Origin of the sequence: Eubacterium segne (assembly GCF_014287775.1) — a bacterium.
Taxonomy (GTDB): domain Bacteria; phylum Bacillota; class Clostridia; order Lachnospirales; family Lachnospiraceae; genus Eubacterium_G; species Eubacterium_G segne.
Genome location: NZ_JACOOZ010000001.1, coordinates 101,942 through 115,871, shown reverse-complemented (window position 1 = coordinate 115,871; position 13,930 = coordinate 101,942). Strand labels below are relative to the sequence as shown.

15 protein-coding genes are annotated in these 13,930 nt (G+C 35.3%); all 15 read left to right on the top strand.

Annotated elements, in window-relative coordinates; translation table 11 throughout:
- Positions 1-15 precede the first annotated feature (15 nt).
- The 15 genes from H8S00_RS00565 to H8S00_RS00495 all read left to right on the top strand — a co-directional run bounded on the left by H8S00_RS00565 (position 16) and on the right by H8S00_RS00495 (position 13,929).
- Positions 16-978 (top strand): PfkB family carbohydrate kinase, encoded by a 963-nt coding sequence (locus H8S00_RS00565; protein WP_021953674.1) that lies wholly within the window; start codon positions 16-18, stop codon positions 976-978.
- 99 nt (positions 979-1,077) lie between these two features.
- Positions 1,078-2,070 carry a helix-turn-helix transcriptional regulator gene (locus H8S00_RS00560; protein WP_021953675.1) on the top strand — a complete coding sequence of 331 codons (993 nt, stop codon included), beginning with the start codon at positions 1,078-1,080 and terminating at the stop codon, positions 2,068-2,070.
- 277 nt (positions 2,071-2,347) lie between these two features.
- Positions 2,348-3,163: a hypothetical protein gene (locus tag H8S00_RS00555; RefSeq protein ID WP_186839785.1), complete on the top strand. Its 816-nt coding sequence runs from the start codon at positions 2,348-2,350 to the stop codon at positions 3,161-3,163.
- A gap of 168 nt (positions 3,164-3,331) precedes the next feature.
- Complete coding sequence (locus H8S00_RS00550; RefSeq protein WP_186839784.1) at positions 3,332-3,901, top strand: amidase domain-containing protein; 570 nt, start codon at positions 3,332-3,334, stop codon at positions 3,899-3,901.
- A gap of 24 nt (positions 3,902-3,925) precedes the next feature.
- Positions 3,926-4,444 (top strand): hypothetical protein, encoded by a 519-nt coding sequence (locus H8S00_RS00545; RefSeq protein WP_021953678.1) that lies wholly within the window; start codon positions 3,926-3,928, stop codon positions 4,442-4,444.
- A gap of 351 nt (positions 4,445-4,795) precedes the next feature.
- Positions 4,796-5,797 carry a 3-oxoacyl-ACP synthase III family protein gene (locus H8S00_RS00540; RefSeq protein WP_186839783.1) on the top strand — a complete coding sequence of 334 codons (1,002 nt, stop codon included), beginning with the start codon at positions 4,796-4,798 and terminating at the stop codon, positions 5,795-5,797.
- A gap of 58 nt (positions 5,798-5,855) precedes the next feature.
- On the top strand, positions 5,856-6,080 hold the full coding sequence (acpP, locus tag H8S00_RS00535) for an acyl carrier protein (RefSeq protein WP_021953680.1): 225 nt from the start codon (positions 5,856-5,858) through the stop codon (positions 6,078-6,080).
- Positions 6,081-6,093: 13 nt separating this feature from the next.
- Positions 6,094-7,035, top strand: coding sequence for an enoyl-[acyl-carrier-protein] reductase FabK (gene fabK / locus H8S00_RS00530; protein WP_243053042.1), 942 nt, complete (start codon positions 6,094-6,096; stop codon positions 7,033-7,035).
- Entirely contained in the window at positions 7,028-7,942 is a 915-nt protein-coding gene (gene fabD / locus H8S00_RS00525) for an ACP S-malonyltransferase (protein ID WP_118589150.1), read from the top strand. Before fabK ends, fabD begins: the two co-directional genes overlap by 8 nt.
- Positions 7,943-7,965: 23 nt before the next feature.
- A complete protein-coding gene (gene fabG / locus H8S00_RS00520; protein ID WP_118589149.1) occupies positions 7,966-8,703 on the top strand; it encodes a 3-oxoacyl-[acyl-carrier-protein] reductase in 738 nt (245 codons plus the stop codon).
- A gap of 14 nt (positions 8,704-8,717) precedes the next feature.
- Positions 8,718-9,956 carry a beta-ketoacyl-ACP synthase II gene (gene fabF / locus H8S00_RS00515; RefSeq protein WP_021953684.1) on the top strand — a complete coding sequence of 413 codons (1,239 nt, stop codon included), beginning with the start codon at positions 8,718-8,720 and terminating at the stop codon, positions 9,954-9,956.
- A gap of 3 nt (positions 9,957-9,959) precedes the next feature.
- Positions 9,960-10,403 carry an acetyl-CoA carboxylase biotin carboxyl carrier protein gene (gene accB, locus H8S00_RS00510; protein WP_021953685.1) on the top strand — a complete coding sequence of 148 codons (444 nt, stop codon included), beginning with the start codon at positions 9,960-9,962 and terminating at the stop codon, positions 10,401-10,403.
- 4 nt (positions 10,404-10,407) lie between these two features.
- Positions 10,408-10,830, top strand: a complete 423-nt coding sequence (fabZ, locus tag H8S00_RS00505; protein WP_021953686.1) for a 3-hydroxyacyl-ACP dehydratase FabZ — start codon at positions 10,408-10,410, stop codon at positions 10,828-10,830.
- A 19-nt stretch (positions 10,831-10,849) separates the two neighbouring features.
- Positions 10,850-12,199 carry an acetyl-CoA carboxylase biotin carboxylase subunit gene (locus H8S00_RS00500; protein ID WP_118589146.1) on the top strand — a complete coding sequence of 450 codons (1,350 nt, stop codon included), beginning with the start codon at positions 10,850-10,852 and terminating at the stop codon, positions 12,197-12,199.
- A 56-nt stretch (positions 12,200-12,255) separates the two neighbouring features.
- Positions 12,256-13,929, top strand: coding sequence for an acetyl-CoA carboxylase carboxyltransferase subunit alpha (locus H8S00_RS00495; protein WP_186839782.1), 1,674 nt, complete (start codon positions 12,256-12,258; stop codon positions 13,927-13,929).
- Position 13,930 lies beyond the last annotated feature (1 nt).

Sequence of the window (13,930 nt, the reverse complement as noted above, 5' to 3'; positions counted from 1 at the left end):
TAAGGAGGATTTGATATGAGTAAAATTGATGTTACCGCAATGGGTGAACTGCTTATAGATTTTACTGAAAATGGAATAAGTAATCAGGGAAACCCGTTGTTAGAAGCAAATCCTGGAGGAGCACCATGTAACGTATTGTCAATGCTTACTAACCTGGGGCATTCAACAGCCTTTATAGGAAAAGTAGGGGACGATATATTTGGAGAAATGCTTAAAGAAAGAGTTTCAGGACTGAATATTAATATAGAAAATCTTGTAACGGATAAGGAAGTTAATACTACATTAGCTTTTGTACATACGGCAGAAGATGGAGACAGAAGCTTTTCATTTTACAGAAATCCGGGAGCGGATATGATGCTTAGGGCAGATGAAGTTAATTCAGAATTAATAGAAAATTCTAAGATATTTCACTTTGGCACTTTATCCATGACTCATCAGGGTGTAAGAGAGGCAACCATCAAGGCATTAGAGGTGGCAAAAAAAAGCGGATGTATAATCTCCTTTGACCCTAATATAAGGGAGCCTTTATGGGATAACATGGAAAATGCCCGCACTCAGGTTAAAAAAGGCTTAGAATATTGTAATATTCTAAAAATATCTGATAATGAGATACAATGGCTTACCGGAGAGGAAGATTATTCTGATGGTGTACAGAAAATCAGGGAAAAATATGACATAGATCTTATATTAGTGTCTATGGGAAAAGAAGGCAGCAGAGCGTATTATAACGGTATGGTAGTGGAAGCAAATCCGTTTTTAACAAAAGATACCATTGAAACTACCGGAGCCGGTGACACTTTTACAGGCTGCATACTTCATTATATTTTAAATAAAGGCCTTGATAATTTAGACACCCATAACCTTCGGGAAATGCTTAATTTTGCAAATGCGGCAGCTTCTATAATTACCACAAGAAAAGGAGCATTGTGTGTAATGCCAACAAAGGAAGAAATAGAAGAATTATTACACAGCAGATAAAAAGGAAAGTACCGGATGTTGTACTTGCAAACTAAAAAACAGTGGAAATAATAACCAATGCATGATATTCTATAACCAGATTTAATCGGGAGGTAGAATATGGCAAAGGGGTCTAATCAGAAGCTTAAACTAATGTATTTGTTTAAGATTCTAATGGAAAATACAGATGAAACTCATTCTATAAGTATGTCGGATATTCTTTTAAAATTAAAGGATTATGGCATTACGGCAGAAAGAAAAAGCATTTATAATGATTTAGAGAGTCTTAGACAATACGGAGTGGACATTGTTGGAGTACAAAGGGACAGAACCTATTATTATAATGTGGCAAACCGTCAGTTTGAATTGGCGGAGTTGAAACTATTAGTGGATTCTGTTCAGTCGGCAAAGTTTCTTACAACAAAGAAGTCCAATGAACTCATTAAGAAAATAGAAGGTCTTGCCAGTAAATATGAGGCATCTAAGCTTCAACGTCAGGTGTATGTGACAAAGCGGGTTAAGACTATGAATGAGAGTATTTATTATAACGTTGACAATATACATACGGCGATTGCAGGAAACAGGCAGATTAGATTTCAGTATTTTCAGTGGAATATTAAAAAGAAAATGGAATTAAGGCATAATGGCGAGTATTACAGGGTAAGCCCTTGGGCATTATCCTGGGATGATGAAAACTATTACCTTGTGGCATATGATGATACTGAAAAAATAATTAAGCATTTCAGAGTGGATAAAATGTTGCATATAGAAATTACTGAGGATAAACGTGAAGGAAAAGAGTGCTTCAGTGAATTCGATATGGCTGTGTATGCCAGAAAAGTTTTTGGAATGTACAGTGGTAAGGAAGAACGGGTAAAAATCCACTGCGAAAATGCATTAGCAGGTGTAATAATCGACAGATTTGGCAAAGACATAATTATAGTGCCTGATGGAGATGAACATTTTAATGTAAATGTTAATGTGGTAGTAAGTAAACAGTTTATTCATTGGATAATGGCATTAGGAGATGGGGCAACCATTGTTTCACCACAGTATGTGGTGGATGATGTTAAAGAGGAAATAAAAAGACTTTGTGAACAATATAATGTGTAAATAATTTAATGACAGGAAATAATCCTTCTAAAGCGTGTAGATTAAATCTAGGTGCTTTAGGGGGATTTTTTGTGTGAATATAATAGCAGGGATGGCTATGGCAGATTAAAAATATTTATATGGAAATTATTGTTAAAAATATTTGACAAACAAAAATGCATTTATTAGAATAAAAAAGATTTTACAAAACAGGAAAAAATTAAACTGAATAATTAGTGTAAAATAGGAAATACATGACGAGAATGGTGCAGGAGGTAAAGATGTATATAAAAAAATTATGTTATTGGCGGTGTTAAGCTGCTTTTTGTTAACGTCTTGTTCAAAAGAGAGTAGCGTAAGCGTGGTTTATAATACAACAATGGCTAACCAAATGGTTTTTTGTAGTAGCAATGAAATAAGGATATGTATTGATTTTATATATAGTGGTGAAACACCCGCAATAAAGGTAAATGGATTGAGTGGAGATGGATTAGACGAAGTAAACTATGATGGGAAAATAAGTGTAGAAGATTTTGCTAAAACTTTTGCATACAGAGATTATTCCCTTTGCTCGTACATAGTTACAGTGGATATTGGTAAAAAGAAAAAAGATGATATTATTAATGTTGATGGTGTTATGTTATGCATCAATGGTAAAGATGAGGAGATAAAATTTAAAGAACCTCTCAGTTATACTTTTATAGACGATGAAGATAATAATACTAAAGATTTGCAATCTGACAAAAATCCAACAGCTTTTTGTGGAACTGACACGGTTTTGTCATACGGATATAAGGCAACTACTGATATTACAATTAAATCCCTGAGTACTAATGGAATGATTAATATAGATAAAACAAAAGTGTATGTTAATGACAATCAGATTGGAAATTTATCTGATTTACCAATCAGGATTCATAAAGGAGATAAAATTGAATTTGAGGTGACTCCTCAAATTGAAGGGGATGAATCTAATTGGACAAATGTATATACGAATATGATTGTAAATTATAACATAGACAAAGAAGAGTATATGAATATTTCAGAGTTATCAATGTTGCCAATAGATGATGAAAAGGATGTTAAGGAAGTTATAGACTTTATGGTTAAATAGGAGAAGTCTATTAGGTGATTATTAAGGTGATTATTAATGGCGATTAACTGAAAACATATTGACAGCAAAAAAATAAAATGATACAATATAAATGTGATTACAATATGATGAACGAGGTAAATTTATATGAGAAAAACGGTAAAATTATTTTAGGTAGTGAATTGCTTGATGTTGGTTAGTTTGCATACGGTAGGTGCAGCGACGATAGATAAGAATTATAGTAAGTCAAGTGCTGCATATTATGCTAAGATGTGGGCAAAAGGTTATAATACAGCCGGGTATTATAAATCAAATTTAGATTGTACGAATTTTGCGTCTCAATGTATTGAACAAGGTGGTAAAAGAAGGTCGAGTAAGTTACCATCATATGAAGATGTGAGATATTGGAGACCACATTCAGCAACGTGGGAAAATGCTACATATTTTAAAAAATATTGGTCTAAACGCGTTGTATGTGCAGGAAAAGAGATATCTAGTTTAAATGATAAACAGAAAAATGCATATGCATCACTTATTTATAAAATGATTGAACCCGGCGATGTGGTGCAGTATGGTTATTCTTCTAATGAAATTAAGCGCTCCCAGGTTAGTTATGATAAAGGTAAGAGTTCAAAAGGGTTTGATACACTGTTAATGGCTCAACATACTAGTAATATGTTAGGAATTATGTTACATGATTATATAAGTACAACAAATTATTCGTATGTTGTGTATTATAATATGGGAAAGAAGAAATAATTGAAAAGTGGTAGGAGGTATATTATGAAAAAAGTAGTAGTTAGTATGGTAGGCGTATGTTTGGTATCTTCGTTATTGTTTTTTACTTACAATAATGCAGAAGGAAACATAAGAAAAGGCTATAAAAAGCCCATAACAGTAAAGGAACAAAAACAGGAGATTGAATCACTGAAGAATAAGGCACAAGACATATTGGACCAAAAGGGACTTAGTGATGAAGACGCGAAAGAATATAATAAAACTATAGAGGAATTAGGAAATAAGCAAATTGAATATGGTCTATTTGATTATAAGGAAGAGTTGAATGCAAGAATTTCAACAATAGAAGTTGCAATATCTGATATGGAAAGAGAGATGTCGGAAGGTTCAATGCCAAAGGATAAGATTCCGGATGCAGAGTATAGAATTAAAAAATTAACACCTGTATTAGATAAGTATAAGGGAATATTAAAGGAGGCAGAGAACAGGAAAGATTACAATTATGAAGAACTTAGTAATCAGTTTAATGATGAAATTGAGAAAGTATATAGTGAAATAAATTAGTTTTTTTGAAAATACACAAATTATAGTAATAATATATATTTTAATAGAAAAAAATCTGTCTAAGGCATATAGATAAAATCTATGTGCTTTAGATGGATTTTTTTTGTGTAATCAAAGTTTTTGATGATACAGATTAAGGGTTGTTCCGGTTTGATAAGCAAAATATCAGATAACTCCATCCTCAAAAAGTCCGCCTTAAAAAACATAAATTACCGGATTATTATACAAAAATCCTTGAAAATGTATGATATTAAACAACATTTTTTCCCTTTGTAAATCATCATTTTAAAGTATTGACGATGATGGTTTGTGCGGATATACTAGCAACTAATTTGTGACAAGGAGAAGAAAATGTTTGGAAAAATAATTGGAACCGGGTCTTATGTACCAAAGGAAATAGTAACTAATAAGGATTTGGCACAATATCTTGACACTGATGATACATGGATAAGGGAAAGAACAGGTGTGAAATCAAGACATATATCAGGTGATAAAGAAACCACAGCCGATATGGCAGTTAAGGCTGCAGAAAAAGCATTGGAAAACAGTGGACTTTTACCTGATGAAATTGATTTGATTATTGTATCCTCTGTTTCTTCAAATCTTGTTTTGCCTTCAACGGCATGTTTTGTTCAAAAAGCGATAAATGCAAAAAATGCATTTTGCTTTGACATAAATGTTGCATGTACGGGATTTATAACGGCATATAATATTTCCCAGACATTTATAAATACAGGATTAATAAACACCGCTTTGATAATCGGGGCGGAGAGCTTGTCAAAAATTACAGACTGGAGTGACAGGAAAACATGCATATTATTTGGTGATGGAGCAGGAGCTGTAGTGATAAAAAAGGATGAAAATGCCATGTTTGAAACAGTAATGTTTTCTAATGGAAAAAATGGAGATGCCCTTACAATGGAAAATCCCTTTGCATTAAGGAAAACTAATTTGGGAAAAAATCATCAAGGGCAATTTGATATAGCCTTTCAGGATATTCAAAAAACATACATAAACATGGATGGCGGTGAAATATTTAAGTTCGCCGTAAAAAAAGTTCCGGAATGTATAGAGGCGCTTCTTGAAAAAATCCATATGGATAAAGATGAAATTGATAAGTATCTTTTGCATCAGGCAAATAGCAGAATAATAGAAGGCATAGCAAAAAGGTCAAAAATTCCGTTGGAAAAAATTCCTTTAAATATTGAGGATTACGGCAATGTTTCCTCAGCCTGTATACCAATGCTTCTAGATAAGTTAAATGGTTTAGATGAAATAAAGGCAGGAGACAAAATTATAATGGCAGGATTTGGCGCCGGCTTATCTTATGGGGCAACTTATTTAGAATTTTAAAAGAGGCAATTACCGGTAAATCCGGATTGTAAATAAATTTTTTGTTAGGAGAAAAGAAATGTTTGAAAGAATCAGAGAAATAATTGTTGAGCAGTTAGGAGTGGATGAGGAAGCAGTAACCCCTAATGCATCATTTGAAAAGGATTTAAATGCAGATTCCCTTGATTTATTTGAAATGGTTATGGCACTTGAGGATGAATTTGACATAAAGATCCCTGTAGAAAATCTGGAAAAAATTAAGACAGTAGAAGATATTGTAAATTACATTAATGAAAACAAGTAAGGAAGAGTGGAAAATGACTACTGAAATTACAAAATTACTTGGAATTAAATATCCTATTATTCAGGGTGGAATGGCATGGGTGGCAGATTTTAATTTAGCTGCCGCCGTTTCAAATGCCGGAGGGCTTGGAATTATAGGTTCCGGCGGTGCACCGGCTGTTTGGGTCAGAGAGCAAATAAGAGAAGTTAAAAAAAGAACAGATAAGCCCTTTGGTGTAAATATTATGTTAATGAACCCTGAGGCAGATGAAATAGCAAAAGTAATTATTGAGGAAAAGGTGCCTGTAGTTACTACCGGTGCAGGAAATCCGGCTAAGTACATGGAACAGTGGAAAAGCAGTGGAATTAAGGTAATTCCTGTAGTTGCCAGCGTGGCAATGGCTAAAATGATGGAAAGATGTGGTGCTGATGCAGTTGTAGCCGAAGGCTGTGAAGCAGGAGGACACATAGGGGAAATAACAACCATGTGTCTTGTACCACAGGTGGCAGATGCTGTCAACATACCTGTAATAGCAGCAGGAGGCATAGCAGATGAAAGAGGATTTATGGCAGCCATAATCCTTGGAGCTAAAGGCGTTCAAATGGGAACAGTTTTTGTGGCATCCATTGAAGCCAATGTTCATGAAAATTATAAGAACAAAATAATTAGGGCAAAAGATATTGATTCAAAGGTAACAGGAAGAACTACGGGACATCCTGTAAGGGTCTTAAGAAATCAAATGTCAAATGAATACATAAAAAAAGAGGCAGAAGGTGCAGAATTTAATGAACTGGAAATGCTAACCCTTGGGGGCCTTAGAAGGGCTGTGGTAGAAGGAGATGCAGTAAAGGGAAGCTTAATGGCAGGTCAGATAGCAGGTCTTGTTAAAGAGAAAAAAAGCTGTGAAGATATCATAAAGGACACTGTGGAAAAGGGCTGTAAATTGCTAGAAATGTTAGGAGAAAATTATGAGTAAAATGGCGTTTGTTTACCCGGGACAGGGAGTGCAGAACCCCGGCATGGGAGCTGATTTTTATAAGGAAAGCAAAGAAGCTGAACAAATATACAATGAGGCAGAAAGTATTCTTGATTTTGACATAAAAAAGGTATGCTTTGAGGAAAATGATTTAATAAACAATACAGAGTATACTCAGGCAGCATTAGTTACAACCTATCTGGCAATAACAGGAGAAGTTATTAAAAGGGAAATTTTCCCGGATGTTACTGCAGGGTTAAGTCTTGGAGAGTATGGGGCTATATGTGTAGCAGGGGGAATGAATGAGAAAGAGGCAATAAGTCTGGTAAGGAAAAGAGGCATATATATGAATAATGCCGTGCCAGAGGGCTTTGGAGGCATGACAGCAGTTCTTGGACTTAATAAAGAAGATATTGATAATGTCTTAAGAGAAAAAGATGGCGTATCAGTGGCTAATTATAACTGCCCGGGACAAATTGTAATAACAGGAAGTGTGGAAGCCATAGAAAGTTCTGTTCCGGATTTAAAAAAATTAGGAGCAAGATGCGTAAAGTTAAAGGTAAGAGGGCCATTTCACTCTCCATATTTGAAAGAAGCAGGAGAAAAATTAGGCAGGGACTTGGAAAAGGTAACTTTTAACAACCTTAGCATTCCATATGTTTCCAATGTAACCGGAGAATATGTGGACGATATAAAGTACACTAAGGAATTATTAAAACAGCAGGTATATTCCCCGGTCAAGTGGGAACAAAGTGTAAGATGTATGATTGAAAATGGTGTGGATACTTTTGTGGAAATTGGTCCTGGAAGGACAATTGGAGGTTTTATTAGAAAGATAGATAAAACAGTCAGACACATTAATATTTCCACAGTTGAAGATTTAAAAAAATTAGATGATTTAAGATAGGAATATCAAAAGGAAAAGAAGAAATGGATAATAAAAAAATAGCTGTTGTAACCGGTGGATCAAGAGGAATAGGAAAAGAAATAGCTGTGAAACTGGCAGAAGAAGCTTATGTAATTGTAAATTACAATGGCTCAGAGGAAAAGGCCGCACAGGTGGTAAGGGAGATAAAGGACAAAGGTGGAAATGCTGAGGCTGTAAAATGCAATGTGGCATCCTTTAAGGAATGTGAGAAATTTATTGGAGATATCGTAGAAAGGTTTGGAAAAATAGATATTCTTGTAAATAATGCCGGAATAAATAAAGATGGCCTCATACTTTCCATGAGTGAAGAGGATTTTGACAGTGTAATTAATACTAATCTTAAAGGAACTTTCAACTGTATTAAATTTGTGTCTAAATCAATGATTAAAAACAGATATGGAAAAATTATAAATATATCTTCCATATCAGGAGTGGCAGGAAATCCGGGACAGGCTAATTATGCAGCTTCAAAGGCGGGAATTATAGGACTTACCAAATCAGTTGCAAAGGAACTTGCCAAAAGAAACATAAATGTTAATGCCATTGCACCGGGATTTATTATGACAGAAATGACAGATGTATTAAGAGATAAGGTAAAGGAAAATATTTTATCCCAAATTCCCCTTAAAAGATTTGGAACGCCACAGGATGTGGCAGAATTGGCAGCTTTTTTAGCATCAGATAAAAGTAGTTATATAACAGGTCAGGTTATAAATCTTGACGGTGGAATGATTATGTAATATGGGAGGCAGAAATGAGAAGAGTTGTTGTAACAGGATTAGGGGCAATTACCCCCATAGGAAATACAGTAGAGGAATTTTGGGAGAATATTAAAGAAGGCATAATTGGAATTGACAATATTACTAAATTTGATACATCCCGATATGAGGTTAAATTAGCAGGGGAAGTTAAGAATTTTGTGGCAAAAGAGCATATGGACTTTAAAAAGGCAAAAAGAATGTCTGCCTTTTCTCAATATGCTGTTTGTGCAGCAAATCAGGCTGTAAATCAGGCACAATTAAATATGTCGGAAGAAGACCCTTATAGAGTAGGGGTAAGTATCGGTTCCGGAATCGGAGGACTAGGTGATATGGAAGAAGAAGCCCAAAAACTTATGACTAAGGGAAATGACAGGGTAAAACCTATGCTTGTGCCAATGATGATATCTAACATGGCAGCAGGAAATGTTGCAATTGATTTAGGAGCAAAGGGAAAGTGTATTAATGTTGTAACGGCTTGTGCCACAGGAACCCACTCGATTGGGGAGGCATACCGAAGCATTCAATGTGGTGAGACAGATGTAATGATAGCCGGTGGTACTGAAAGTTCCATTACACCTCTTGGATTGGCAGGTTTTAATAAACTTACGGCTCTTACCAAAGAAACAGACAAAACAAAGGCATCCATTCCCTTTGATAAAAACAGAAGTGGTTTTGTTATGGGAGAGGGAGCAGGAGTGGTGGTTGTAGAGGAATTACAACATGCAAAAGAAAGAGGAGCCAAAATCCTTTGTGAAATAGTGGGATATGGTGCAACCTGTGATGCATATCATGTTACATCTCCGGCAGAAGATGGAAGTGGCGCTGCAATGGCAATGATTTTTGCAATGAAAGAGGCAGGAGTAAAGCCTGAAGAGATTGATTATATAAATGCACATGGAACAAGCACTCATCATAACGATTTATTTGAAACAAGGGCAATTAAATTAGCATTAAAGGATGCTGCATATAATGTGAAAATCAATTCTACCAAGTCTATGATAGGTCATTTGTTGGGGGCAGCAGGAGGTGTTGAATTTATTACCTGCGTTAAAAGCATAGAGGATAATTACATTCATCAGACAGTGGGACTTAAAAATCCTGATGAAGAGTGTGATTTGAATTATATGGCAGGAAAGGGTGAGTACACAGAGGTAAATGTGGCAATGACTAACTCCCTTGGCTTTGGAGGACACAATGCCAGTTTAATTATTAAAAAATTTATTGAGGATTAGAAAATGGGAATAGATGATATTAAAAATCTTATAAGAGAAGTGTCGCAGGCAGACATTGATACATTTGAATATGAGGAAAATAATACAAGAGTTTACATATCAAAAAACTCCGGTGGAAATAATGTTTCAGAAAATATTTCTACTGAAAAGAATATTACAAAAACTGACATAGCAGATATTAACAGGGACAATAAAGAAGAAAATATAAATGAAAAAGAGATAATTTCCCCACTGGTAGGAACTGTATATTTAGCACCGGGGGAAAATGAGGAACCCTTTGTAAGTGTGGGGGACAAGATAGAAAAAGGACAGATAGTGGCTATAGTTGAGGCAATGAAATTAATGAATGAAATTGAGGCTGATTGTAGCGGAACACTTAAGAAAATCTGTGTAAAAAACGGTGAGGCAGTGGAGTACGCCCAGTCATTGTTTATTATAGAGGAGTGAAAATATGTTAGGAATAAAGGAAATTGAAGAAATAATCCCCCATAGGCACCCTTTCTTACTGATAGATTATATTGAGGACTTTAAGCCGGGAGAATTTGCAGTAGGATATAAGTGTGTGACCTTTAGAGAAGATTTCTTTAAGGGACATTTCCCTAATCAGCCGGTTATGCCGGGAGTTCTTATAGTTGAAGCATTAGCCCAGGTAGGGGCAGTGGCAATTTTAAGTAAAAAGGAATTTAAGGGGAAAACGGCGTTTTTTGGTGGGATAAATAAATTCCGATTTAAGAAAATGGTAAAACCGGGAGATAAGCTTAGATTAGAAACTAAAATAATATCTTCTAAGGGTCCCATAGGAATTGGAAGTGCCGTGGCAACAGTTGACGGAGAAATAGTGGCAAAAGGAGAACTAACCTTTATGGTTGGGTAGATTTTAGAGGTGATTTAAATTGATTAAAAAAATGCTGATTGCTAATAGGGGAGAAATAGCAGTAAGAATCATAAGAGTCTGTCGTGAAATGGAAATAGAAACGGTGGCTGTTTACTCAGTTGCAGATAAAGAAGCACTACATACACAGTTGGCAGATGAAGCAGTGTGTATTGGAGGAGCATCCTCTGAAGACAGTTATCTTAATATGGAAAGTATTATTAGTGCTGCGGTTACTCATGGGGCAGATGCCATACATCCGGGATTTGGATTTTTATCTGAAAATCCCCAGTTCGCAAAGTTATGTAAACAATGCAATATAACATATATTGGCCCTGATTACACTGTAATTGAAAAAATGGGAAATAAGGTTGCTGCAAGGCAAACTATGATTAATGCTAAAATTCCTGTAGTACCGGGGACTAATAATGAGATAAAGGATTTAAATCATGCATTACAGGAAGCAGAAAAAACAGGTTATCCTGTAATAGTAAAAGCGGCATCAGGAGGGGGAGGAAAAGGCATAAGAGTTGCTTATAATAAGGATGAATTAAAATCGGGATTCTTGGCTGCCTGTAAGGAAAGCATGGCATCCTTTGGGGATGATACCATGTATATGGAAAAGTTTATAGAAAATCCAAGACATATAGAGTTTCAGATTCTTGCAGATAATTATGGCAATGTCATTCATTTAGGGGAAAGAGACTGTTCCATACAACGTCACCATCAAAAGATACTTGAGGAAGCACCATCTGTTGTTTTAAGTGAAAATCAAAGAAAAGAAATGGGAAAAATGGCAGTAAGAGCAGCTAAGGCAGCGGGATATAAAAATGCCGGAACAGTAGAATTTTTGTTGGATAAAACCGGAAAATATTATTTTATGGAAATGAATACAAGGATTCAGGTAGAACATCCAATAACTGAAAGCATTACCGGAATTGATATAGTAAAGGAACAAATATTGATTGCCCAGGGAGAGAAACTTAAGTTAAAACAAAATGATATAAAATTAACGGGACATGCCATAGAATGCAGAATAAATGCAGAAATTCCTGAAAAAAATTTTATGCCAAGTCCCGGCACCATAGTTGCTCTTCATTTTCCGGGAGGAAACGGAATAAGAACAGATTCAGCAGCATTTTCAGGATATACAGTTCCGCCATACTATGACTCAATGTTGGCAAAACTTATTGTGCATGGAAAAGACAGGAATGAGGCAATAAAGAAAATGAAAAGTGCATTAGGGGAAGTGGTAATTGAGGGGGTTCACACTAATATTGACTATGCATATGACATTATTAATAACAAAGATTATATTTCAGGAAATTTTGATATAAATTTTCTTGAACATTTTAATTGGAATAAAGGTTGATGAAGGGGGCAAAGAAATTTGCCCTGATATTATATAGGTAGAAATAGGAAACAAAAATGATAATAAAAAATCTTATAAAAAAATCGGACATAAAAATAAGAGAAAGTAAGGCGGATGTGCCAAAGGGATTATATGTAAAATGTAAAAGCTGTAAATCACCGGTATTGGCTGATGATGTAAAAAGAAATAGTTATGTATGCCCTAAGTGTGGTGGATATTTTAGATTAAATGCAAGAAACCGATTGAAAATTATAGCCGATAAAAAGTCTTTTGAAGAATGGTTTTGCAATAGTGATTTTGTAAATCCTTTAAAAGATGCAGCCTATATGAAAAAATGGACTGACACAAGGGAAAAAACTAAAACTGACGAGGCTGTTATAACAGGGAAAATTTCGGTAAAGGGGAGTCCGGCAGCCATAGCAATTATGGACGGACGTTTTATGATGGCAAGTATGGGAAGCATAGTAGGGGAAAAAATTACGAAAACAATAGAAAAAGCCCAAAGGGAAAATCTTCCCCTAATAATAGTTGCCTGTTCAGGTGGTGCCAGAATGCAGGAGGGAATAGTTTCTCTTATGCAAATGGCAAAGACCTCGGCAGCATTAAAAAAATATAGAAACAGTGGAAATCTGTATATTTCTTTACTGACAGATCCTACAACAGGAGGTGTTACTGCAAGCTTTGCCATGCTGGGAGATATTATTTTAGCAGAACCTAACGCTCTTATTGGATTTGCAGGCCAAAGAGTAATAGAGCAGACTATCGGTCAGAAACTTCCAAAAGGTTTTCAAAGCTCAGAGTTTTTATTAGAACATGGATTTATTGACGCAATTGTTGAGAGAGATAAGTTAAAAAATACCCTTTCTTATATTATAAAGATGCATTATGAAAGTGACAAAAATGCAAATTATGTAAGCCAAACAAAAACAGATAATGTAGTCAGGGACAAGCTTACTCCATGGGAAAGAGTTGTTAAGGCAAGGGATAAGATGAGACCTACAGGTTTAGATTATATAAATGGGTTAATTGATGATTTTATGGAATTTCACGGTGACAGATATTTTGGAGATGACAGGGCAATTGTAGGTGGAATAGGATATTTTCATGGAAAGCCGGTAACAGTAATTGCCAATACAAAGGGGCATAATACAAAGGATAGCTTAAAGCATAACTTTGGAATGGCAAATCCGGAAGGATATAGAAAATCCATACGACTTATGAAACAGGCAGAAAAATTTAAAAGACCAATAATTTGCTTTGTGGACACGGCAGGGGCTTTTTGTGGTGTGGAAGCGGAAATGCGGGGGCAGGGCGAGGCAATAGCTAATAATCTTTTTGAAATGTCAGACTTAAAGGTGCCTGTTTTGTCCATTGTAATTGGAGAAGGGGGAAGTGGAGGTGCATTGGCGCTGGCTGTGGCAGATGAGGTGTGGATGCTGAAAAATTCGGTATATTCTATTTTATCCCCTGAGGGATACGCAAGTATATTGTTTAGGGGAACGAAGAAGCCGGAAGAAGTTGCAGGACTAATGAAACTTACGTCTTTTGATTTATTACAATTAAATATAATAGAAAAAATAATTGACGAACCGGAGCACTATTCTGTTGAAAATATGGAAGAAACCATAAAAAATATAGATGAAGAAATACAGGGATTCTTTAGCAGATATGAGTCATTAAATGCCTTAGAACTTGTGGAAAAAAGATATGACAGATTTAGAAGAATGTAGG